This window comes from Nereida sp. MMG025 (genome assembly GCF_021654165.1).
Classification (GTDB): Bacteria; Pseudomonadota; Alphaproteobacteria; order Rhodobacterales; family Rhodobacteraceae; genus Nereida.
On the sequence record NZ_JAKFZN010000003.1, the window covers coordinates 215,226 to 237,728 of the forward strand.

21 protein-coding genes are annotated in these 22,503 nt (G+C 58.0%); 15 read left to right on the forward strand and 6 right to left on the reverse strand.

Annotated elements, in window-relative coordinates:
- Positions 1–17 precede the first annotated feature (17 nt).
- The 10 genes from L1065_RS10295 to ribD all read left to right on the forward strand — a co-directional run bounded on the left by L1065_RS10295 (position 18) and on the right by ribD (position 12,015).
- Positions 18–1,271 (forward strand): sarcosine oxidase subunit beta family protein, encoded by a 1,254-nt coding sequence (locus tag L1065_RS10295; protein WP_237095388.1) that lies wholly within the window; start codon positions 18–20, stop codon positions 1,269–1,271.
- Positions 1,272–1,281: 10 nt separating this feature from the next.
- Positions 1,282–1,545 carry a sarcosine oxidase subunit delta gene (locus tag L1065_RS10300; protein WP_237095389.1) on the forward strand — a complete coding sequence of 88 codons (264 nt, stop codon included), beginning with the start codon at positions 1,282–1,284 and terminating at the stop codon, positions 1,543–1,545.
- The gene (locus L1065_RS10305) at positions 1,542–4,487 is read left to right on the forward strand and encodes a sarcosine oxidase subunit alpha family protein (protein WP_237095390.1); all 2,946 of its coding nucleotides are present in this window, start codon (positions 1,542–1,544) and stop codon (positions 4,485–4,487) included. Before L1065_RS10300 ends, L1065_RS10305 begins: the two co-directional genes overlap by 4 nt.
- Positions 4,480–5,034, forward strand: a complete 555-nt coding sequence (locus L1065_RS10310; RefSeq protein ID WP_237095391.1) for a sarcosine oxidase subunit gamma — start codon at positions 4,480–4,482, stop codon at positions 5,032–5,034. The genes L1065_RS10305 and L1065_RS10310 overlap by 8 nt, the downstream gene beginning before the upstream one ends.
- Before the next feature lie 81 nt (positions 5,035–5,115).
- Complete coding sequence (gene dnaG, locus L1065_RS10315; protein ID WP_237095392.1) at positions 5,116–7,098, forward strand: DNA primase; 1,983 nt, start codon at positions 5,116–5,118, stop codon at positions 7,096–7,098.
- Positions 7,099–7,264: 166 nt separating this feature from the next.
- The gene (gene rpoD, locus L1065_RS10320) at positions 7,265–9,241 is read left to right on the forward strand and encodes an RNA polymerase sigma factor RpoD (RefSeq protein WP_237095393.1); all 1,977 of its coding nucleotides are present in this window, start codon (positions 7,265–7,267) and stop codon (positions 9,239–9,241) included.
- 11 nt (positions 9,242–9,252) lie between these two features.
- Positions 9,253–9,840: a hypothetical protein gene (locus L1065_RS10325; protein ID WP_237095394.1), complete on the forward strand. Its 588-nt coding sequence runs from the start codon at positions 9,253–9,255 to the stop codon at positions 9,838–9,840.
- Positions 9,841–9,870: 30 nt separating this feature from the next.
- Positions 9,871–10,284 (forward strand): secondary thiamine-phosphate synthase enzyme YjbQ, encoded by a 414-nt coding sequence (locus L1065_RS10330; protein ID WP_237095395.1) that lies wholly within the window; start codon positions 9,871–9,873, stop codon positions 10,282–10,284.
- A gap of 196 nt (positions 10,285–10,480) precedes the next feature.
- The gene (gene nrdR / locus L1065_RS10335) at positions 10,481–10,951 is read left to right on the forward strand and encodes a transcriptional regulator NrdR (RefSeq protein WP_237095396.1); all 471 of its coding nucleotides are present in this window, start codon (positions 10,481–10,483) and stop codon (positions 10,949–10,951) included.
- A 23-nt stretch (positions 10,952–10,974) separates the two neighbouring features.
- Positions 10,975–12,015, forward strand: coding sequence for a bifunctional diaminohydroxyphosphoribosylaminopyrimidine deaminase/5-amino-6-(5-phosphoribosylamino)uracil reductase RibD (gene ribD, locus L1065_RS10340; protein ID WP_237095700.1), 1,041 nt, complete (start codon positions 10,975–10,977; stop codon positions 12,013–12,015).
- Here the strand turns inward: ribD and L1065_RS10345 are convergent.
- The 3 genes from L1065_RS10345 to L1065_RS10355 form a co-directional block, all read right to left on the reverse strand.
- Positions 12,012–14,012 (reverse strand): capsular polysaccharide biosynthesis protein, encoded by a 2,001-nt coding sequence (locus L1065_RS10345; protein ID WP_237095397.1) that lies wholly within the window; start codon positions 14,010–14,012, stop codon positions 12,012–12,014. The two genes, ribD and L1065_RS10345, sit on opposite strands and share 4 nt — an antisense overlap.
- 5 nt (positions 14,013–14,017) lie before the next feature.
- Complete coding sequence (locus tag L1065_RS10350) at positions 14,018–15,151, reverse strand: polysaccharide biosynthesis/export family protein (protein ID WP_237095398.1); 1,134 nt, start codon at positions 15,149–15,151, stop codon at positions 14,018–14,020.
- A 107-nt stretch (positions 15,152–15,258) separates the two neighbouring features.
- Positions 15,259–16,551: a capsule biosynthesis protein gene (locus L1065_RS10355; RefSeq protein ID WP_237095399.1), complete on the reverse strand. Its 1,293-nt coding sequence runs from the start codon at positions 16,549–16,551 to the stop codon at positions 15,259–15,261.
- Between the two features lie 173 nt (positions 16,552–16,724).
- Here L1065_RS10355 and L1065_RS10360 point away from each other — a divergent pair, with 173 nt between their 5' ends.
- The 4 genes from L1065_RS10360 to nusB are packed head-to-tail and all read left to right on the forward strand — an operon-like array spanning position 16,725 to position 19,443.
- Complete coding sequence (locus tag L1065_RS10360; protein ID WP_237095400.1) at positions 16,725–17,312, forward strand: riboflavin synthase; 588 nt, start codon at positions 16,725–16,727, stop codon at positions 17,310–17,312.
- On the forward strand, positions 17,312–18,448 hold the full coding sequence (ribB, locus tag L1065_RS10365; RefSeq protein ID WP_237095401.1) for a 3,4-dihydroxy-2-butanone-4-phosphate synthase: 1,137 nt from the start codon (positions 17,312–17,314) through the stop codon (positions 18,446–18,448). Before L1065_RS10360 ends, ribB begins: the two co-directional genes overlap by 1 nt.
- Positions 18,449–18,979 (forward strand): 6,7-dimethyl-8-ribityllumazine synthase, encoded by a 531-nt coding sequence (locus tag L1065_RS10370; protein WP_237095402.1) that lies wholly within the window; start codon positions 18,449–18,451, stop codon positions 18,977–18,979.
- Positions 18,976–19,443 (forward strand): transcription antitermination factor NusB, encoded by a 468-nt coding sequence (gene nusB / locus L1065_RS10375; RefSeq protein ID WP_237095403.1) that lies wholly within the window; start codon positions 18,976–18,978, stop codon positions 19,441–19,443. The genes L1065_RS10370 and nusB overlap by 4 nt, the downstream gene beginning before the upstream one ends.
- Here the strand turns inward: nusB and L1065_RS10380 are convergent.
- Entirely contained in the window at positions 19,440–19,934 is a 495-nt protein-coding gene (locus tag L1065_RS10380) for an aggregation factor core (protein ID WP_237095404.1), read from the reverse strand. The two genes, nusB and L1065_RS10380, sit on opposite strands and share 4 nt — an antisense overlap.
- Before the next feature lie 112 nt (positions 19,935–20,046).
- Between L1065_RS10380 and L1065_RS10385 the strand changes: the two genes are divergently transcribed.
- The gene (locus tag L1065_RS10385) at positions 20,047–20,367 is read left to right on the forward strand and encodes a hypothetical protein (protein WP_237095405.1); all 321 of its coding nucleotides are present in this window, start codon (positions 20,047–20,049) and stop codon (positions 20,365–20,367) included.
- Here L1065_RS10385 and L1065_RS10390 read toward each other — a convergent pair.
- Both L1065_RS10390 and L1065_RS10395 read right to left on the reverse strand, forming a co-directional pair.
- Entirely contained in the window at positions 20,364–21,107 is a 744-nt protein-coding gene (locus tag L1065_RS10390) for a hypothetical protein (protein ID WP_237095406.1), read from the reverse strand. The two genes, L1065_RS10385 and L1065_RS10390, sit on opposite strands and share 4 nt — an antisense overlap.
- Entirely contained in the window at positions 21,104–22,360 is a 1,257-nt protein-coding gene (locus L1065_RS10395; protein WP_237095407.1) for a hypothetical protein, read from the reverse strand. The genes L1065_RS10390 and L1065_RS10395 overlap by 4 nt, the downstream gene beginning before the upstream one ends.
- Between the last annotated feature and the right edge of the window lie 143 nt (positions 22,361–22,503).

Sequence of the window (22,503 nt, forward strand, 5' to 3'; positions counted from 1 at the left end):
GCACTCAGGGGATTTGCATGCGATTTTCAGGATTAAAGGTCCTTGCCCAAGGGCTGACTGGCAACAAAGGCTGGACGCCCCATTGGCGTGATCCTGCGCCCAAAGATGAATATGACATCGTCATTATTGGCGGGGGCGGCCATGGGTTGTCGACGGCGTATTATCTGGCGAAAAACCATGGGATGACCAATATCGCCGTTCTGGAAAAGGGCTATATCGGGGGCGGCAATGTGGGGCGCAATACCACCATTGTGCGTGCCAATTATTTCTTGCCGGGCAATTCGGAGTTCTATTCCCATTCGCTCAAGCTGTGGGAAACGATGGAGCAGGATCTGAACTACAACGCGATGCACAGTCAGCGCGGCTTGATCAATCTGTTTCATTCCGATGGGCAGCGTGACGCCTTTGCGCGGCGCGGCAATGCGATGATCAACCAAGGCGATGATGCGGAGCTTTTGGACCGCGAAGGCGTGCGCAGGCATCTGCCATATCTGGATTTCGACAATCTGCGCTTCCCCGTTTATGGCGGCTTGCTGCATCGCCGTGGTGGCACGGCGCGCCACGATGCGGTGGCTTGGGGCTATGCACGCGGGGCCGATCAGCGCGGCGTCGATCTGATCCAGAATTGCGAGGTCACGGGCATTGATATTGAGGGCGGTATAGTCAAAGGCGTGCAGACCACACGCGGGGCGATCAAGGCCAAGAAAGTGGGTGTGGTTGTTGCAGGCAGGTCAGGGCAGGTGGCGGCCATGGCGGGCATGCGTTTGCCGATTGAAAGCCATGTGTTGCAGGCCTTTGTGTCAGAGGGGCTGAAGCCGTGCATTGATCATGTGGTCAGCTTCGGGATGGGCCATTTTTACATCAGCCAGTCTGACAAAGGCGGCCTTGTTTTTGGGGGCGATCTGGATTTTTATGCCAGCTACGCCAGTCGCGGCAACCTGCCGATGAAAGAGCATGTGATGGATGCGGCCATGACGCTGATGCCGATGATCGGCAAGGCGCGGGTGCTGCGATCATGGGGCGGGATTATGGATATGACCCCCGATGGATCGCCCATCATCGACAAGACGCATATCGATGGGCTCTATATTGATTGCGGGTGGTGTTACGGCGGGTTCAAGGCTGTGCCCGGGTCGGGCTATTCCTTTGCGCATTTGATGGCCACCGACCAGCACCACGAACCTGCCGCAAAGTTCCGCCTTGACCGTTTCCGCACAGGGCGCGGTTTGATGGATGAAGAGGGCACAGGCTCTCAGCACAACTTACACTAAGGACGCTGCGATGAGATTACCTTGCCCCATCTGTGGAGACCGCGACCGCCGCGAGTTTTATTATATGGGTGACGCGGTGGCATTGCACCGCCCGGCACCTGATGCGGGAGAGGACGCGTGGGACGACTATCTTCATCTGCGCGACAATCCTTGCGGACGCACCCGCGATCTGTGGATGCATGAGGCGGGGTGTTCGGCGTGGATCGTGGTCGAACGCGATACCGCGACCCACGAAGTGTTCGGTGCAACACTGGCGCGGAAGGTGAAGCGATGAGGGTCGATGGCAAAGGCTTTGTGAACCGCGCCAAGGCGGTATCATTCAGCTTTGATGGCAAGACCTATCAGGGCTTTGAAGGCGACACGCTGGCCTCTGCGTTGCTGGCCAATGATGTGCGGCTTGTGGCGCGGTCGTTCAAATACCACCGCCCGCGCGGGATATTGACGGCCGGGTCTGAGGAGCCCAACGCGTTGGTGACCATCGGGCAGGGCGCGCAGGCAGAGCCGAATATGCGGGCCACTGTGCAGGAGATTTACGACGGGCTGGTGGCCAAACCGCAGAATGCGTGGCCTTCGCTGGCCTTTGACGCGATGGGGATCAACGACTGGTTTGCGCCGTTCCTGAGTGCGGGGTTCTATTACAAAACCTTCATGTGGCCGCGCAAATTCTGGGAAGGCCTCTATGAGCCGATCATACGCAATGCCGCGGGGCTTGGGGCGCTAAGCGGCCAGACAAACCCTGACCGTTACGAGAAAGCCTTTGCCCATTGCGACGTGCTGGTGATTGGCGCGGGGCCTGCGGGTTTGATGGCGGCGCTGACGGCGGCGCGCGCGGGCGCTTTGGTCATTCTGGCGGATGAGACACCGCAGATGGGCGGGCGGCTTTTGGCCGAAACCCACGAGGTCGGTGGCAAGGCATGTCATGCCTGGGCCGCTGATATGGTGGCCGAATTGCAGGGGATGGATAATGTGCGCCTGATGACGCGCACCACGGTGACAGGCGCCTATGATCAGGGCACTTTCGGTGCGCTTGAGAAAGTGGGTCATCATATAGCGGACCGCGACGATGATCTGCCGCTGGAGTGTTTCTGGCGGATCACGGCAAAACGCGCGGTGATGTGTTCGGGCGCTTTGGAGCGGCCAATTGCCTTCCCGATGAACGACCGCCCCGGCATTATGACGGCAGGTGCCGTGCGCACCTATCTGAACCGATATGGTGTGGCTGCTGGCAAGAAGGTGGCGATCTTTGGCAACAATGACGATGCGCATCGCACGGCGCGCGATCTGGCCGCTTCGGGCGTTGAGATCAGCGCCTATATCGACAGCCGTGAGGGTGTCGCGCTGGACGGCGACTTCCCTGTCTATGCGGGGTGTCAGGTTACAGGGACCGAAGGACGTTTGGGCCTTGAGAACATCACTGTGCGCAAAGGGACGACCGACCTTATGGTCAGCGCGGATTGCCTTGCCATGTCGGGCGGCTGGAATCCGTCGGTGCATTTGATGTGCCACATGAACGGGCGACCCAAATGGGATGAGGCGATCCAGTCGTTTGTGCCTGTGGACGGGATGATCCCGGGTATGGTTGCGGCGGGCTCGGCCAAAGGTGTGATGGACACAGGCGGGTGCTTACGCAGCGGGGCGCAGGCGGCGATCGAGGCACTTGGCGCGATAGGTCTTGACGCGCAGATGCCGGATATTCCGCAGGCTGAAGATGATGCCTACGTCATTTCACCGCTTTGGATGGTAGATTTGGGTGGCAAGGCCAAACACCGTGCGTGGCTGGATTTCCAGAATGATGTGACAACCAAGGATATCAAGCTGGCCGCGCAGGAGAATTTCAAAAGCGTTGAGCATATGAAGCGCTACACCACCCAAGGGATGGCGACCGATCAGGGCAAGAATTCCAATGTGGCGGCTTTGGCGATTTTGGCCGATGCCACGGGGCGCACGATCCCCGAGACCGGCACAACCACATTCCGTCCGCCCTATGCCCCTGTGTCCATTGCATCGATGGGGGCGGGCAGTCAGGGCAAAGGCTTTGCGCCCGAACGGTTCACGACATCGCATCTGGCCACGCTTCAGCGCCGCGCCCCGATGATCGAGGCGGGCCTGTGGTATCGCCCTTCGTATTTCCCGCAAGCGGGCGAGACCACGTGGCGCGAAAGCTGTGACCGCGAAGTGAATATGGTGCGCAGCACTGTGGGCGTCTGCGACGTCAGCACGCTTGGCAAGATCGACATTCAGGGGCCAGACGCCGCCGCGTTTCTTGATTTTGTCTATGCCAACACGTTCAGCACACTGAAAATCGGCAAGGTGCGTTATGGGTTGATGCTGCGCGAGGATGGCCATGTCATGGACGACGGCACCACTGCGCGGATGGGCGAAAATCACTATGTGATGACAACGACCACAGCTGCGGCAGGGCAGGTGATGAAGCATCTTGAGTTTGTGGCCCAATGCCTGAAACCAGAGATGGATGTGCGCTTTATCTCGGTCACCGAGCAATGGGCGCAGTTTGCTGTGGCGGGGCCAAAGGCGCGTGATCTGCTAAACCTTGTGCTGGACGCGGCCATTGATGACGAAACGATGCCCTATATGTCCTGTGCGGATGTGCAGGTCGCGGGCGTGGGGGGGCGGCTGTTCCGCATCTCGTTTTCAGGCGAACACGCCTATGAGGTGGCGGTGCCTGCGCGATACGGTGACAGCCTGTTCCGCCTGCTGTGCGCGCAAGCCGAGGCGATGGATGGCGGCCCCTATGGCATGGAAGCGCTGAATGTGCTGCGCATTGAAAAGGGCTTTATCACCCATGCCGAAATCCACGGGCGCGTGACTGCATTCGACATTGGGTTTGACCGTATGGTGAGCCGCAAAAAAGACTGCGTGGGCCAGACCATGTCCGGCCGTGAGGGGCTGCACGGCGATTATCGCGAACAGTTGGTGGGCTTGAAACCGCTGAACGGACAGCAAGCCTTATTGGCAGGGGCGCATGTGTTCGACGTCGCAGACGAGGCTGTGCGCGTGAATGATCGTGGATACATCACATCCGTGGGGTATTCACCGACACTTGGCAGCTATCTGGGGCTTGGCTTTGTCCAAAATGGGCGTGCGCGTCACGGTGAGCGGGTCAAAATGGTGGATCATCTGCGCAAAGCCGAGGTGATTTGCGAGATTTGCGATCCGGTTTTCTTTGATCCTGAAGGAGGGCGCTTGCGTGGTTAAACTGGTTGCACAAACGCCGTGTCACGGGCTTCTTCCGATCTCACTTGGCGATATATCGCTAACAGAAGTCACCCCACAGGCGATTTTCAGTTACGCGCCTTTTGCGGGTCAAACGCGCGGCGCGTCAGAAGCGTTGAAAACCCATCACGGTGTTGCGATGCCGCGTCCGGGGCGCGTTGCAACAAAAGAAGATGTCACCGCAATGTGGTTTGGGCAGGATCAGGTTTTGGTGTTGGGCGCACGCGCAGACGCGGGGCTTGCGACCTTCGGTGCTGTGACCGATCAGTCCGATGCTTGGGCCATTGTTGAGCTGCACGGCGCGGCCACCCTTGATATATTGGCGCGTCTGACACCCGTTGACGTTGCGGCGATGCGCACAAACGATACCGCGCGCAGTTTGATCCAGCATATGAGCGCGTCGCTGACACGGCTGGCAGAGGATCGCTTTCAGCTTGTTGTCATGCGTTCGATGGCGCGCACACTTGTGCATGATCTGACCATGGCGGCCACGGGGCTGGCGGCGCGGCAGAAGATTATTCAAGAATAATCTTCGCGCGAGAAGAGTTTTCGCGAAAACTCTTCTTGGCGTCTCTCGACTCTCTGGTGGGTAGGCTTGATATTAGCTGGCATGAGTTTGCCACCCAACTTTCTTGATGAACTGCGCAACCGCCTGTCCATTGCTGATGTGGTGGGGCGCAAGGTCATGTGGGATCAGCGCAAATCCAACCAAGCCAAGGGTGACATGTGGGCGCCATGCCCGTTCCACCATGAAAAAACCGCCAGCTTCCATGTGGATGATCGCAAGGGTTATTACTATTGTTTTGGCTGCCACGCCAAAGGGGATGCGCTGAGTTTCGTACGCGAGACAGAGAATGTCAGTTTCATGGAAGCGGTCGAAATTCTTGCGGGTGAGGCCGGCATGCAGATGCCCGCGCGCGATCCCAAGGCGGCCGAAAAAGCAGATCGTGCGACCAAGCTGGTCGAAGTGATGGAAATGGCCGTTCAGTATTTCCGCCTGCAACTGAAAACGTCCGTTGCAGGCGAGGCCCGCACCTATTTGCAAGGGCGCGGTTTGAGCGAGGCTGCGCTGGAGCGGTGGGAGATCGGGTTTGCGCCTGACGCGTGGCAGGGGCTTTGGGACCATCTGACAGCCAAAAACGTACCAGCCGATATGATCCTTGCGGCAGGGTTGGCCAAGCCATCACAAAAGGGCGGCAAGCCCTACGATACGTTTCGCGGACGCATCATTTTTCCGATCCGCGATGCACGTGGGCGTGCGATTGCTTTTGGGGGCCGCGCGATGGACCCCAATGACAATGCCAAGTACCTCAACTCTCCCGAGACAGAGTTGTTCGACAAGGGCCGCAACCTCTACAATCACAAACCTGCACGCGAGGCGGCGGGCAAAGGGCAACCTCTGATCGTGGCCGAAGGCTATATGGATGTGATCGCCTTGTCGGAGGCGGGGTTCACCGCCGCTGTCGCGCCGCTTGGCACTGCTGTGACCGACAACCAGCTTGCACTCCTATGGCGGATCCATCCCGAACCCATCATTGCGTTGGATGGGGACACGGCTGGTCTGCGCGCGGCAATGCGATTGATTGATCTGACCTTGCCATTGCTGGAAGCGGGCAAGTCGCTGCGCTTTGCGATCATGCCCGAAGGTCAGGACCCCGACGATTTGCTGCGTGCCCAAGGACCTGCTGCGGTGCAGGCTGTATTGGACAAAGCGATGCCGATGGTCGATTTGCTGTGGCGGCGCGAAACGGAAGGGCAGAATTTTGATAGCCCCGAACGCAAGGCCGCGCTGGACAAACAGTTGCGCGACAAGATCACCCTTATCAAAGACCCTTCCGTGCGCAGCCACTACGGGCAGGCCATCAAAGACCTGCGCTGGCAGTTGTTTCGGGCCAAGCCTGCGGGCAGTGATGCGGGGCGGGGGCGTTCTGCGAACCGCAAGTGGAACGCGCCCGAAGGGTCAATGTCGACGACAAAGTCGTCCTTTTTGGTCAGTGCAGAACACGCCTCCCAGGACTATCTGCGCGAGGCCGTCATTCTGGCGGTGCTGCTGCGCAACCCCACGGCCTTGCCCGAATTTGAGGACCGGTTGGAACGTCTCGATTGCCTTGATCCTGATCACCGTGCGCTACAATCGGCGCTGTTGCGGCACATGGAGGCCGCACCTGACATGCTTTTTGAAACCGTCGAGCAAGATGTCGGTGCATCGGTGCTTGAAAAGCTGATGGGCCAGCCCCACGTAGCAATCACCCCGCCAGTGCGCAGGCCTGGCGATAGCGAGCTTGCCTCGCTGTGTTTGGCCGAAGAATTTGCAAAGCTTGCGGCACGGCGCGGTCACGCCCGCGAAATCACGGAAGTCATGCAGGATATGGCAGACCGTGCGGATGAAAACCTGACGTGGCGCCTGCGCGAGGCGGCTGAGGGTCTGAATGGTGCGGCGGCGGTGGATACAGACGACAGCGCCGATTATGACGTAGGTCCCAACGGTGCCAAAATGAAACGCGATGAACGGAGCGCTTTTGACCAGCTTATTGACCAGATCAGCTACGGAAAGACAGGCAAACCTGACGGCGCCTCGGACGAACAAGGCTAAGACCTGTGGCGCACTCGCGTCATATTCGCCCTCAATACAACGAATCACTCTGGCGCTCTGGCCGAATCACTCTAGGTATAGGATGATTCGTACTTAATTTATGCGAATCAGTCAGGGTTCGCCCCGAAACGCCACGCCGCACCCCTTCTCGCCAAAGGAGACCTCCATGGCCAAAGATACCGACGACCGCAAGAACGCCGATCAGGAAAACGCCCACAGCTTGGACATGTCGCAAGCCGCGGTGAAAAAGATGATCGGGGAGGCACGGGAACGGGGCTACATCACCTACGACCAGCTTAACCAAGTGTTGCCGCCCGAGCAGGTGAGTTCCGAACAAATCGAAGACGTCATGTCGATGCTGTCAGAAATGGGCATCAACATCATTGAAGATGATGAGGCCGAAGAAGAAGAGGCCAAAGGCGGCACAGATATCGTGACCAAAGAGGGCGCCCGCGAGGTTGCGGTTGCGGGTCAGGAAACCGAAAAACTGGATCGCACGGATGATCCAGTGCGCATGTATCTGCGCGAAATGGGCAGCGTTGAATTGCTCAGCCGTGAAGGTGAAATTGCGATTGCCAAGCGCATTGAGGCGGGTCGCAACACCATGATTGCGGGCCTTTGTGAAAGCCCGCTGACCTTTCAGGCGATCACCATTTGGCGTGACGAACTTCTGGGCGAAGACATTCTGCTGCGCGACGTGATCGACCTTGAAACCACCTTTGGCGACCAGATGGCCGAGGAAGAGGAAGAGCCCGTTGTGCCCGCGGCTGGTGTGGCCGCACCAGAGGCCAAAAAAGAAGAACAGCAGGAATTGGATGCGGACGGCAATCCAATTCAGGTCGATGATGATGACGACGAAGATGAACAGGCCAATCTGTCGCTTGCCGCGATGGAAGCTGCACTCAAGCCACGCGTTCTGGAAACATTGGAAGTCATTGCGCGGGACTACACCAAGCTTTCTGATATGCAGGATCAACGGATGTCTGCGACATTGAACGAAGATGGTTCGTTTAGTGAAAAAGATGAAAAGAAATACCAGAAGCTGCGCTCTGAAATTGTTGAATTGGTGAATGAGCTTCATTTGCACAACAACCGTATCGAAGCCCTGATTGACCAGCTTTACGGTATCAACCGCCGTATCATGTCGATCGACTCCGCGATGGTGAAACTTGCAGACCAAGCCCGCATCAACCGCCGGGACTTTATTGATGCCTACCGCGGGCGTGAGCTGGACCCCAACTGGCTGACCGATATGGGAGAAAAGCCCGGTCGCGGTTGGCAAGCGCTGATCGAAAAGTCGACAGGCAAGATCGAGGACTTGCGCGCAGATATGGCGCAGGTCGGTCAATATGTCGGCCTTGATATCTCGGAATTCCGCCGCATCGTCCAACAGGTGCAAAAAGGCGAAAAAGAAGCGCGTCAGGCCAAGAAAGAAATGGTCGAAGCGAACCTGCGCCTGGTTATCTCGATTGCCAAAAAATACACCAACCGTGGTCTGCAATTCCTTGATCTTATTCAGGAAGGCAACATCGGCTTGATGAAGGCGGTTGATAAGTTCGAATACCGTCGCGGCTATAAGTTTTCGACCTACGCCACATGGTGGATCCGTCAGGCAATAACCCGCTCGATTGCGGATCAGGCGCGCACCATCCGTATTCCTGTGCATATGATCGAGACGATCAACAAACTGGTGCGCACAGGTCGCCAGATGTTGCATGAGATTGGTCGCGAACCCACACCAGAGGAATTGGCTGAAAAGCTGCAAATGCCGCTGGAAAAAGTGCGCAAGGTGATGAAGATCGCCAAAGAGCCAATCAGCCTTGAAACACCCATCGGTGACGAGGAAGACAGCCAGCTTGGTGATTTCATTGAGGACAAAAACGCGATCCTGCCACTGGACAGCGCCATTCAGGAAAACCTCAAGGAAACCACAACCCGTGTGCTCTCATCGCTGACGCCGCGCGAAGAGCGCGTGCTGCGGATGCGCTTTGGCATCGGTATGAACACCGATCACACGCTTGAAGAAGTGGGCCAGCAGTTCAGCGTGACCCGCGAACGTATCCGTCAGATCGAAGCCAAGGCACTGCGTAAGTTGAAGCACCCAAGCCGCAGCCGAAAATTGCGCAGTTTCCTTGACCAATAGGCCAAAGGCACATGCTCTTAAAGCGTATTGCCGCATTTGGGGCGGCGACCTTTTGGGCGATATTTCTCGCGTGGTTGACTGCGGTTTTGCTGTCGTTGGCGGGGCGCGATATCGGTGCGCATTTCATTGCATCCCCCCAGTGGGGGCAGACCGCATTTCCTTACGCCATCTGGTTTGGCATCTGCGTGGGGCTGCTCTTCGCCGTAGCTCTCGTCCTCACACGCGCTAAAAATCCCAAACTCAAGGACGCATCACCGACGAAGGTAGGGCTTTATGCCGTTCTGGTCGGCGGCTGCTTCTTTCTGCTCTCCTATGCCACGGTTATCCTGACAATCCCCATGGCACATGCCAAATTGGTCTCGGAGGACGTGCACCATACATATGTGATCAAGGTTGTTATTGGTCATGATCCCAGGCGCTCAAGAGGGTGTTATAGGCGGACGCAGATCGATGATATGCCAGGCTTTATTGACTATCTTTGTAGCCGTCCCGAAGGGTTCAGCCAGATCGCCAAACCCGGAGATGTCGTCTTGGTCGCGGGCAAAGGCTCGGCACTTGGGGTCTATTATGACGCCTTCAACCTACGCGAACAGCAATGACATGACAGCTTGCATTGGGTGGCCACAGAAATGAACACAACCTTTTCGATCAAAACGCATGGCCAGGGTCTGTATGACTTTACGGATCAGGTCAGAACATGGCTCGCGCAACGCACAGATGCGCACCAGCTGACACTTTTCATCCAGCACACGTCTGCCAGCCTACTAATTCAGGAAAATGCAGACCCCGAAGTGCGCACGGATCTCGCCAATTTCTTCAAACGTCTTGTGCCGCCCACGACGGACCCAAACATGGCGTATCTGACCCACACCTATGAAGGGCCTGACGATATGCCTGCCCACATCAAGGCTGCCCTGTTGCCTGTCAGCCTGACCATTCCGATCATTGATGGGCGGCTTGCGCTTGGCACTTGGCAGGGCATTTACCTCTTTGAACACCGTGATGCGCCGCACACCCGAAAGATCATCGCCCAAGTGATCTGACCTTCATTGTTGGAAAAATACCTCGGGGGTGCGGGGGCTGGCCCCCGCGGCGCGACCGTAACGACGGCTTTGATTGTCACTAGATGCAGCAGGGTGAAAAAACCATCTACCCAAATCTGGCGAATGGTTCTATACCTGTGGATAAGTGGGGCAAAGACCCCCAAGAGGCAGATCAAAAAGAAAAGGGGCATGGCCAATGCGCTGTCCATTTTGCGGAAATGTAGACACTCAAGTCAAAGATTCACGTCCTGCCGAGGACCATGTGGCAATCCGGCGTCGTCGGTTCTGCCCGGCCTGTGGCGGACGGTTTACCACTTATGAACGCGTCCAGTTGCGTGATTTGGTCGTGATCAAATCGAACGGCCGGCGCGAGGATTTTGACCGCGACAAACTTGAACGCTCGGTCCGCATCAGCCTGCAGAAACGCCCTGTCGAGCCTGAGCGCATTGATCAAATGATCAGCGGCATTGTGCGGCGCCTTGAAAGCATGGGCGAAACAGATATCGGCTCCAAGCAGATCGGTGAAATTGTCATGGAAGCACTCGCGCGGATTGATACGGTTGCCTATGTGCGGTTTGCCAGTGTGTACAAAAACTTCCAAGCGGCGGACGATTTTGACAAATTTGTCTCCGAGCTGCGCCCTAACGTCGGCCCCGACGAGGAGTGACCACCCCCTCTCATGAGACGTTCATGCGCCACGCGCTGTCCTTGGGGCGGCGCGGGCAGGGACGTGTCTGGCCAAATCCTGCTGTCGGTTGCGTCATCGTAAATGACGGGCGGATCGTCGGGCGCGGCTGGACGCAGCCGGGGGGCAGACCCCATGCAGAGACGGTCGCACTGGCCCAAGCAGGCGACCGGGCCAAAGGGGCCACGGCCTATGTCACGCTTGAGCCTTGCGTCCACCACGGACAAACACCCCCCTGCACACAGGCGTTGATCGCAGCGCAGGTGGCATGTGTCGTCAGTGCGCTTCAGGATGATGATCCGCGCGTGAATGGCAAAGGGTTTCAGCAGCTTGCCGCGGCGGGGATCGAGGTGGTCACCGGTGTGTGTGCCGACACTGCCGCGCAGGACCACGCTGGCTTTTTTCTGCGACTGAATGAACAGCGCCCCTTTGTGACGCTGAAGCTGGCCAGTAGTTTTGATGGCCGCATCGCAACGGTGACAGGGGACAGCCAATGGATTACGGGGCCGCAGGCCCGCCGCGCGGTGCATGCCCTGCGTCTGTCCCATGACGCGGTGATGGTCGGCGGCGCGACCGTGCGTGCGGATGATCCAAGCCTGACCGTGCGCGATTTGGGTGCGGTGGCGCAGCCCACACGGATCGTGGTGGGACAGGCGGCCCGTGTGCCCGCAGACGCGCAGTTGGTGCGTACCGCCAGACAGACGCCCACTTGGGTTTTGCATCAGGATGATTTCGCGCCGATGGCGGATACGGGCGTCATGTCATGTCGCTACACAGGTGATTTGCGGGCGGCTATGGCTGTATTGGCCCAAAAAGGCATCACACGTGTCTTTTGTGAAGGGGGCGGCAGCTTGGCCGCGTCTTTGCTGGCCGAAGGGTTGGTCGATGAGCTGATAGGATTTACCGCCGGCGCAGTGATCGGAAGCGATGGGCTGCCGTCACTGGCAACGATGGGGGTTGCGGCGTTGTCAGATGCCCCCCGTTTTGCGTTGGTAGACACACAGGTCGTTGGTGGTGATGTCATGCACCGGTGGCGCAGATCCTAACGCCAAAGATGGGCGTAGCTGGCAAAAATGCCTTGGGCCTTGGCCAGCAGCCGTAAGGGCCGCCCGACTTTGCCCGTGGCGCCTTGTGACAATCGGTCAACAATCACTTCCACGGGGGCGGGCTGCTGCGTAAGCGGATCAAAGTAGCGTGGATAATCAATAAGTGCCGCGTGGGTCAGCTGATCAAGGCTCGGGCGGGCAAATCGCCGGTCGGGTGTTTCACTTAGATCATGGGTCAAACCCCATCCCGCATAGAACGGCACACCAAGACATGTGACGCGCACGTCGCGCAAAAGCGCCTCAAACCCCAAAAGCGATGTGATCGTCCAGACGTCCTGCACATGATCCAGAAGGGTCAGGGCGTCTGCATGATGTGCAATCACATCGGCGCAGGCCAGCACCTCATCGGGGACATCGCCGCTACGTAGGCCTGCCTCTACGTCGGGGTGGGGTTTGTAAATGATCACCGCCTTGGGATTGGCTGTGCGTGCCGCGCGCAATAGATCGGCATTGGTGCGCACGGCGCCGGCGCCTTTCTTGATCGAGGCGTCATCCTCAACCTGCCCGGGCACAAGGATGCGGTGGCCCTTTGGCAAAGCGGGCATTTCGCCCGTCAGGTTGTATTTCGACAGGTGGTTTTTGATTAACGCGCCGCGCAGGTCTTCGGCGCGGCGCAGCGCACCGTTTTCCAAGTCTATGCTTCGGTTGATCCAGTATTCCATACGGCTGTCGCGGGTGGGATCATAGTAAATTCCCAGATCGTCACAGACCAGTGACATCGGCGGGATCAATTCCGCCCCAAGCCCGCGCGACCGTAAAAAGCCGTCCTCAACTCGGACAGCATCCGTATCGCGCCCTGCCTTGCTGGCCCAGATCATCGCTTTGCGTCCATCACTGGCGGGTTTGTCGAAGGTCATCTTGCGGTATGCGCCAAACACCTTTTGCAATGTGCTGCGCTTCCAAAGGCGCATGCCTTGTGCGCTCCATCCCGTGTGATCTTCGCGCCATGCGCGTGTCCGCGCCTCTAATGCGCCAACCGCCCCTTCAAAATTCGTCAGACAGTCGCGGTATGGATCATACCAAGTGGGCGCAACAATCATCGCAGCGGCAAAAAGCTGTGCGCGGCTCAGGTTGCGTTGGCGACGGTCGATCGGGGCGCGGTCATCGGTCAAACCCCATCCTGCGTAAAAGGGTTGGCCGTAAAGGATGGGTTTGTGGCCTGCCATAATCGCTTCAAACCCCATTTGGCTGGAGACCGCATAGACTTTGGTGGCCCCTTCCAAAAGGGAATGGGGGCTGATGGCATCGTCGACCAAGGTGATCGTGTCTGTCGCATCATCCTTTGTGAAATGACCCGCGCGGTGGCCTTGTACCGTTTCGGGGTGGGTTTTGATCAAGATGCGTGCGCGCGGGTTTTCCAATCGCGCGTCGAGCAGCATTTCGCGGAAGCTATCGGAAATTGCGCCGCCATAGGTGATACTTGCATCGCCCTTGGTCTGGTCGATCACCAGCACATATCCCGGTTCGGGGGCAGGGGTGTCTGGATCAAAAGCATTGTATTTCGACAAATGCATGCGCCGCAGCCGTTTGATCCCGTCGCGTGCGCGATCCAACAGGGCAGTGTCATCCAAGGGGTCATGTCTAAGAATATGTTCAAGCCGCGATGGGGTGGTGCTGTCAAAATGCACGCCCATGTCATCAATCAGCAAACCCAACGGGGGCTCTCCGTCCCGTCCGGGCAGGACCGAACGTAAAAACGCATCTTCCATGCGCACAATGGGCGCATCTTGGTGAGCGGCGACCTTTTCGCCGCGCGGACTGGTTGGACTGCGCCCCCAAACGCCCACCGTGTCCGATGGATCTTTGGGCAGTCCGATGCGGATGTCGAAGCCTGAAAGTTCAAGGATGCGGCGGATGCGCTTTTGCGTCAGAAACCCGCCATTGTAGACGAAAAGCCGCCGTGGGGCGGACCCATCGGCGGCCTTGTTTTCGCTCATTGCCTTTAGTTACCTGCCAGCGTGTTCAGGGTGTCCACGCTGTTCAAAGAGCCTGTGATCGCGGCCAGGGTTTTGTTCCACTGAACGTAGGGCGCTTCGGTCACATATACCGTATCTTGGTCACGGATCGCAAAATCACGGGCCAAGAACATCCCGTTTGGTTCCGTCAGATCCAGCACATAGGCCACGCGCTGTGCGCCTACCAAATCGGTGCGGCCAAGCACGTTGTTTGCAATCTCGGCAGGTTCGTTGCGGAACACAAAGACGCCCGTTGGATCGGCCAGATTTGTGTTCAGACCGCCCACCTGCGCAAGCGCTTCGATGGCCGAGATGGACTGCGATTCAAATTCAACGCGGTTTTGCGCACCCGTGGCGCCCAGAATTGTATAGGCCCGCGTGTCCTGTTCGACCAAAATGCGATCACCGCCGCGCAATGCGATGTCAAACCGTGGATCGCGATAGAGGTCCTTGAACCAGACTTTTGCCTGATGCTGGCCGCGAATGACGGTGATTTGTGCGACTTCGGCCTCCAGTCCAACACCACCCGCCTGCGCGAGCATGGCCGCCAGTGTGCGCGTGGGCCGTTCGATCGGATAGACGCCTTGGGCCCCCACTGCGCCGACGATCGAAACGGTTGATCCGTCACCGGCGATGCGGCGCACTTGCACCTGTGGGTCTGGGGTCTGGTCGTTCAGGCGTGTCGTGATCAGGCGGCGCAGGGCCTCGGGGCTTTTGCCCGCGGCCTTCAACGTGCCTGCGTAAGGCACAAAGATGTTGCCGTTGCCGTCAACCTGCACTTCTTCCAGCACGGTTGCGTTTTGCCCCTGACCGGCCAGAAGGCCATCATCGACGTTTTCCCAAATCGTCAAACCAAGAACATCGCCCGGGCGGATCACGTCAGAGCCCACGATGCCTGCATTCAAAAAGGCGTCCGAGAACCCCAAAGCAGGGGTTACGCTGGCCGCGCGGGTCACGCGGTCGTTGACCACAACGATAAATGCATCGCCTTCGCGTTGCACCGATCCTGCAAAAATCTCGCGTTTGTTTGGGCCAACACGGGGCAAGCCGCATGACGCAACGAATGTCACAAGGGTCAAAAGGGCGACGCCCTTTGCCCAACGAGAGCCATTGATTTTCACTGCTCTGGTCCTTTCGACCTTATAGAAACTGCCTCAGACTTTTTGTCTTATTTTGGTATAGAGTACTGGATTCCAACGCAAAAAGGAAGCCATAGGTCTTGTGTCTGTCAGTTGACGACACGCAACTGTTGCCTTGGTGCCGCTTTCCCTGACTTGAGCGCGTCATAGGGATCTTGCTCAAAAAGCATCATATCTGCCACCTGCCGAAGCAGCTGTTTGCGCCCGCCCGACGAATAAAAACCGCCTGGAATTTGTGACGTCTCCAGCAGAAAACGGCGGTAGTCGCGATAGGCGCGTTTGTCGGGGCGCGTGGGGAGGCTGAAAAACTCTGGCAGGGGTTGCGTGCTGACAAACTGCGGTTTGTTATAGACCGCTTTGCCAAACACCTTCAGCGGGATGCCGCGCCACAAGACCTGTTGCGCGGCCGTGGAGTTGACGGTCACTGCCGACCGGGCGTGGTCCAAAAGCTGTGCCAGCTTGCCGCCGCGCACATAGTGAACACGACCTTCGACCGACAGTTCAGCGGCCAAGGATTTGATGATTTTGCGCACAGGCGATTTGCCGTTCTCTAGAGGGTGGGCCTTGATTACCAAGTGGTGATGGGAAGGGGCACCCGCGGCGAAGCCTTCGACGACGATGCGCAAAAACTCTTCCATCTTGGTGAAGGGGGAATGCATTTGAAAACTGGCATCATGTTCAAGCTGCAACAGCGCGATGTGGTAGGGGTAGCCGCCATTTTTGATGCGGAAGGTTGACCACACGCGGTCGGCCCAGAAATACGGCATCCCGATCAGGCGACGCAGATAGAGGTAAAATTCCTTAGTGACAGGTAATTCGCGGTGGCGTCGCATGTTGCGGTAGTGCCCGTTTCGAAACATCACAAACCAATGATAAAGCGCGCCGTAAAAGACGTGCTGGCGCATATCACCCCAGTGCGATGGGGCTTCTGGCATTTCCAGATCCGCGCCCGCCAGCGCCTTTTCCATCTGCTTGAGCGTCATCTTCATCAACCGCGAATTGCCGTTTGATCCGCCACGTTCATAAGTGACCCAATAGGGGCGCAGATACCCTTCTTCAAACACATGAACTGTAAGGCCTAAGTCATTGGCAACACTGATGGCTTCGGCATGAACAGGGCGGGTATCGCCATAAAGCACGATATCGGTGATGCCTTTGTCGGCGACAATTTTGCGCAAATGATCGGGCCAGTCTTCGGGGCTGCCACGATGCGCGATATAGCTTTGAGAGGTGAACCAGAACGCGCGATCCCCCGCGTTGAAACCCGCGCGCCACACATCGGCCCCTGCTGCGCGCAGCATTTTGCCCAAGCGCCAAAAGAAGGGTCCATGCGGCCCTTGCAGAAATAAAAATCGCCGGTTTTCGCCTGTAATGCGTGTCATCTGACAGTCTGCTTTTTCCAACAAGGCCTTGGATACCCTGCTTTGGTTAACTTATGCTTTATTCCTTTGGCGAAATTAAGGCGATAGTTTCGTCGCGTTTCCCCCTTACGCTCGCCCTTGCCGTGGCGTGCGGTGCGGGTTAGGTCGTTAGTCCAAGACATAAGGGGAACCAGATGTTTACAGGCATTATCACCGATGTGGGCCATGTGTCCGAACTGGACCAGCGCGGCGACCTGCGTGCGCGGATCACATGTGGCTATGATATGAACGGGGTTGATATGGGCGCCTCGATCGCATGTGATGGCGTTTGCCTCACTGTGGTCGGCAAAGGGGATGACTGGTTTGACGTAGATGTCAGCGCCGAAACGGTCAGCAAAACCAACCTGACCGCATGGGTGCAGGGCAAACGCCTGAACCTTGAACGCGCTTTGAAGGTAGGTGACGAGCTTGGAGGGCATATTGTCAGCGGCCATGTGGACGGTGTGGCCCAGATTGTTGCGATGAACGATGAAGGCGACAGCACCCGTGTGACGCTGGAAGCGCCCGATGCCTTGGCCAAGTTCATCGCGCCGAAAGGATCGGTTTCGCTGAACGGCACATCGCTCACGGTCAATGAGGTGGATGGCAACCGCTTTGGTATCAACTTCATCCCGCACACCAAAACTGTCACCACATGGGGCGACGCAGCCGTGGGCGACGCGGTGAACCTCGAGATTGATACACTGGCGCGTTATGTGGCCCGATTGCAGGAGTGGGGCTGATGAGCGCCGAAAAACAGTTTGAAACGCCCGGTCCCGTCGAGGCCGACTACAGCGACGCGATCAGCCCCATCGAAGAGATTATCGATGATGCCCGCAACGGTCGGATGTTCATTCTGGTAGACCACGAGGACCGCGAAAACGAAGGCGATCTGGTGATCCCTGCCCAGATGGCTACGCCGGATGCGATCAACTTTATGGCCACGCACGGACGCGGGCTGATCTGTCTGACATTGCCATCGGAGCGTATTGATGCCCTTGGCTTGCCGCTGATGGCCACGCAAAATTCCAGCCGCCACGAGACAGCCTTTACGGTCAGTATCGAGGCGCGCGAGGGCGTCACCACAGGGATTTCCGCCGCTGACCGCGCACGCACGGTGGCCGTGGCCATCGACAGCAGCGCCACAGCCGCAGACATCGCCACACCTGGCCATGTGTTTCCGCTGCGCGCGCGCGACGGCGGTGTGCTGGTCCGCGCAGGCCATACAGAGGCGGCAGTGGATGTCTCGCGCCTTGCGGGGCTGAACCCATCTGGCGTGATTTGCGAGATCATGAAAGACGACGGTGAAATGGCGCGCCTGCCTGATCTGGTCGCCTTTGCACAGCTGCATGGGCTGAAAATCGGCACCATCAGCGACCTGATCAAATACCGCCGCCGCCATGACAATCTGGTGCGTGTCCGCTCGACCGATACGATCACATCCGAATTCGGTGGCGAATGGGAAATGCGGATTTACACCGATGAAACCCAAGGTGCTGAACATATCGTGCTGATCAAGGGCGATATTTCGGGCAACGATCCTGTGATGGTGCGGATGCATGCGATGGATCCGATGCTGGATGTTCTGGGGGTTGGCCCCAAAGGGCGGACCAATGAATTTGGTGACGCGATGCAGCTGATTGCCGATCACGGGCGCGGTGCCCTGGTGCTGTTGCGGGATCTGACCATGAAGCTGGAGCCAGACGCAGATGCCAGCCCGCAGACGCTGCGGCAATACGGGTTGGGCGCACAAATTCTGTCGTCGCTCGGGCTGTCGAAAATTGTGCTGCTGACCAATTCGCCCAAACCCAAAGTCGTCGGCCTTGATGCTTACGGGCTTGAAATCACAGGTACTCAGAAAATCTCGGAGATTGGATAAATGGCAGGCGCATCGCATTACATCATGGACCGTCCGACGTTTGATCAGGCGCCGAAAATCCTGATTGTCGTTTCGCCATATTACAAAGACATTGCGGACAATCTTGTTGCTGGCGCGCGGGCCGAGATCGAGGCATGCGGTGGCACCCATGAGGTGATCAACGTGCCCGGTGCGTTAGAGATCCCGACGGCCATCGGTATCGCCGAACGCATGAGCAATTTTGACGGCTACGTTGCCCTTGGCTGCGTGGTGCGCGGCGAGACCACACATTACGAGACCGTGTGTAACGACAGCTCTCGCGCGATTCAGCTTTTGGGCTTGCAGGGGCTTTGCATCGGCAACGGCATCCTGACGGTCGAAAACCGCAAGCAGGCCGAAGTGCGTGCCGATGTCGCGGATCAAAATAAAGGCGGCGGGGCGGCGGCTGCTGCCTTGCACCTGATTGCAATCGCTCGTAAGTGGGGCCGCGCTGACAAAGGGGTCGGCTTTACCAAGGACATCCTGCTTGCAGGTGGCACGAACACTGTATGACGCTGTCGAATAACCAAAAACGTAAAATGAAATCTGCCGCACGGCTTTATGCGGTGCAGGCTTTGTTTCAGATGGAGCACTCTTCGCTGACGGTGGATGCTGTCGCCCGCGAGTTCGAAGACCACCGCTTTGGTGCGGTCTATGAAGGCGATGAGATGCAGGAAGGCGATGTCGATCTGTTTCGTCTTTTGACCGAAGAGGCCGTGAGCCGCCAGAACCCGATCGACCAGATGACCGACCGCGCATTGGTGGCAAAATGGCCCATCGCGCGCATCGATCCGACACTGCGTGCCTTGTTTCGTGCCGCCGGCGCAGAGCTTTTGGCATCCGACACACCCCCGCGCGTGGTGATCAAAGAGTTTGTGGACGTGGCAGGCGCGTTCTTTCCAGACGGAAAAGAGCCGCGTTTTGTCAATGGCGTGCTGGATCACATGGCACGCGAGGCCAAGCCCGACGCGTTTTAGGCAGCGCAGGCAATCGGCAAAACGGCGCGCCCCGTTTCATCAAACATCGCGGATTGGCCATTCATGGTGATACGTGCGCCCGCAATCTCGCTACCTGTCACGATGATCTGGCCGCGATCACTGTTGCCCAAGGTATCATCTACATCAATGGTAAACGAAAGCGCCGCATCCTGCGCCAACGCAGACAGCGCAAGCGTGATCTGCGTGTCCCCGTCGCGCACCTGCGGAACTTTTGACAACGCGCTTTGGCCGCTTACAAATTCCAACGGTTGAAACACCTCTACACCCACGCCTGTGCTCGTGGTGTCAAAGATCAGACCCGCGGCACTGCCTGCCAAATCGATCATAAGGTCTGAATTGGTCACACTACAATCTGTGCTGATTTCAAATCGATCCTTTGGTGCGCCTTCGACAAAGAGCACAGCCACATCTGCGGCGCTTGGTTGTGCGGCGATCAAAGAAAGAACAGCGACAGAAAGAATGAATTTCATGGAATTTGCCTTTGGTTCGTTAATACGCAGGTAGCCTGCCCAACACGTCAGACAATGGGGGGGCTGGTCAAAGCCGTGCTTTGCCCTAGGTATCTTTGCAAGGAGCGCACATATGACCGACCGTAGCCCAGTGACCATCTATCTCATCCAAAATGTGATCGGGTTTGCGATTTCTGCCGTTTTCGTAGCCATCTTGCTTTACACGGATACGCTTGGGCTTTGGTCGATGATCCAACGGTCTGGCGATGGGTGGCTTGCGGTTTTCATTCTGTGGTTCTTCAACGGCGCCCTTTTCGGCGCGGTGCAATTTGGCGTGCATGTTATGTTGATGGCCGGAACCGAGCGCGAGGATAAAGGCGGCAGAGGCGGCGGCACACCTGAATTGGCGCGTGTCCCTGTCACGCACAGATCGTCTGCGCGCGGGCGGCGCTAGTTTGTGACAACGCGGTAGCGTTCCAGTTCTTCTGGCACCAAAACATAGATGGCATCTGGGGGCGTGGCCAGCGCGTGCCGCATGACCAGCGGATCTATCCCCATGTCGTCCAGATATCCCATGACCTCGGCCTGACCGCGTTGAATATCACTGACGGCCATCCATGCGGGCAAAATGGTATCTTCGCCAAAGTAGTGTTGATGCACACCAAGCGCGCCATCCACAACGCGGGTGGTGCCCGCCATGAAAATATAAGGGCAGGCCGAAAAACAAACAGCGTTTTCAACGATTTGCGTATCAAAGCTGCGGCCGCGAACCATACGCCCGATGGCCAAGGCATCGCGCACAGAACCACCGGGCGAATGCAGTGTGATCAGATCGGGAAGATCGCCATTTTCGGCCAGATATTCGGCAAAGCGATCTGCATCGCCCGACGTGATGTCACCCGTCAGCCGCAAGGTATCATCCACAACATCGAAGGTCAGCCGTGATGGCATAGGCCCAGGGTTGGGCCCCTGATAGGGGTTGGTCGGCACGTCAGAGGGGCGATAGCGCCGGGTCTGATCTCCCGGTGCGACAGGTTGGGTCAGGGCTGGTGCGCGTGTTGTGCCCGTAAACAGCTGCGGCAGGCCGACAGACAGATCAGCCGCAACCAAAAGCGCACCAATGCCAAGTTGTGCGACAAACAGGCCGCGCAGCACCCGTGCGGGGCGAAAACGGTCTGGTTTGGCATCACTCATTTGGGGCGAGCGGGGCTAGGGGGCTGCATGGATGCAGGCACGTCGTCGAGCTCATGGGCGACACGAAGCGCCATGCGCAGCTCTGCCACGGTCATTGTGTCGTCGAGCCGCTTGCCCCGCCGTCCCGCGCGCAATGCGGCGTGCACGACGGACAAAATAAGGACAAGCACGGCAGGCAGCAGGTCAATCGCGATTGCACCCGCCCAGGACGGCACGAAATTGCCCGCATATCGGATCACGGCATCCGCGCTGGAAATGGGGGTGTATTCCACCTCTGGCGCGGAAGGCAGGGCCATGACTTCGGCGGATGCGTCTTGCAGCGTGATGGCCCGTTGGCCCACGACTTGCAGGACGGAATCGATTGTGCGGGCTTGATTGACTTGGCCTGCTTGGGTGCTGCCATCCAGTTCTGGCAGGACCACAGAGTCGGCAAGGTCTTGGGCCGCGCGGTTCACAAGCGGTGCTACCGACAGTTGACGCATCTGGGTGATGAGGCCCGCAAGACGCACCGCGTCTTCGGAAAATTCGACCGATCGCGCCTCAACAGGGCCTTGTTCGACGGTCAGTGCGCGCATGCGCGATAAGATAGCGTTGCCTTCGGCAAAGGCGGCTTCAATCGGGGCAGTTTGCGCCGCAATCTGTGCCTCAAGGGCGGCCAGTTCCTCGGCCTTTTGGGTCAACACGCGAAACACAGCGCCGCGCCCGACAAGGCCTGACAAAGTGCCAGCGGCTTCTTGTTCGGACAAATCGGCAAAGGATTGGCGCACACGGGCGACATCGCGTTCCAGCGCCTGCGCGGTGACGGCGTTTTCATGGGTGCGCTCAAGCGCGGTCTGATAGTCCTGAACAGTGCGGGCAAGGTGCTGTTCAACGGCAGCCGATCCTGCAAGGGCGGCTGCATTCAGCCAGGATGACATCGCCACAATTGCCAATGATCCCAAGAGCATAGCAAGGATAAGCCCCGTACGTGCAGCCGCTGTGCGCACGGCGGGCAACAGGCGCATGAGATAGGACCAGAACACAAAAATGCCCACAGACACAGCGATGGAATAGGCCAGGGCGGCAAAGGTCGATAGCGCGCCTGTGCTGTCCAAAAGTGACGACACGCCAAGGTAGGTGTAGATGCCCGAGGCCACGGCCAAGACGCCCAGAGCGGTGCCGGTGATGGTATCAAGCCAGCCAAGATGTCCTTCAAGTTCAGCGACATAAGCGGGATTTTGGATCGGCGTCTCGCCTGCGGGGTGGTCGGTCATTTGGTGTCCTTTGCAGGCGGTATGTGGCGGGCCCGCAGCGACCGTAGGGGCTTTTGTTCCCGAGGACCTGAATATACAGGTGGGCGTCAGGTAACTGGACCAGGGTCCAGACAGAGCCAACTCCCTCGGAGTTGCTTAAGGCC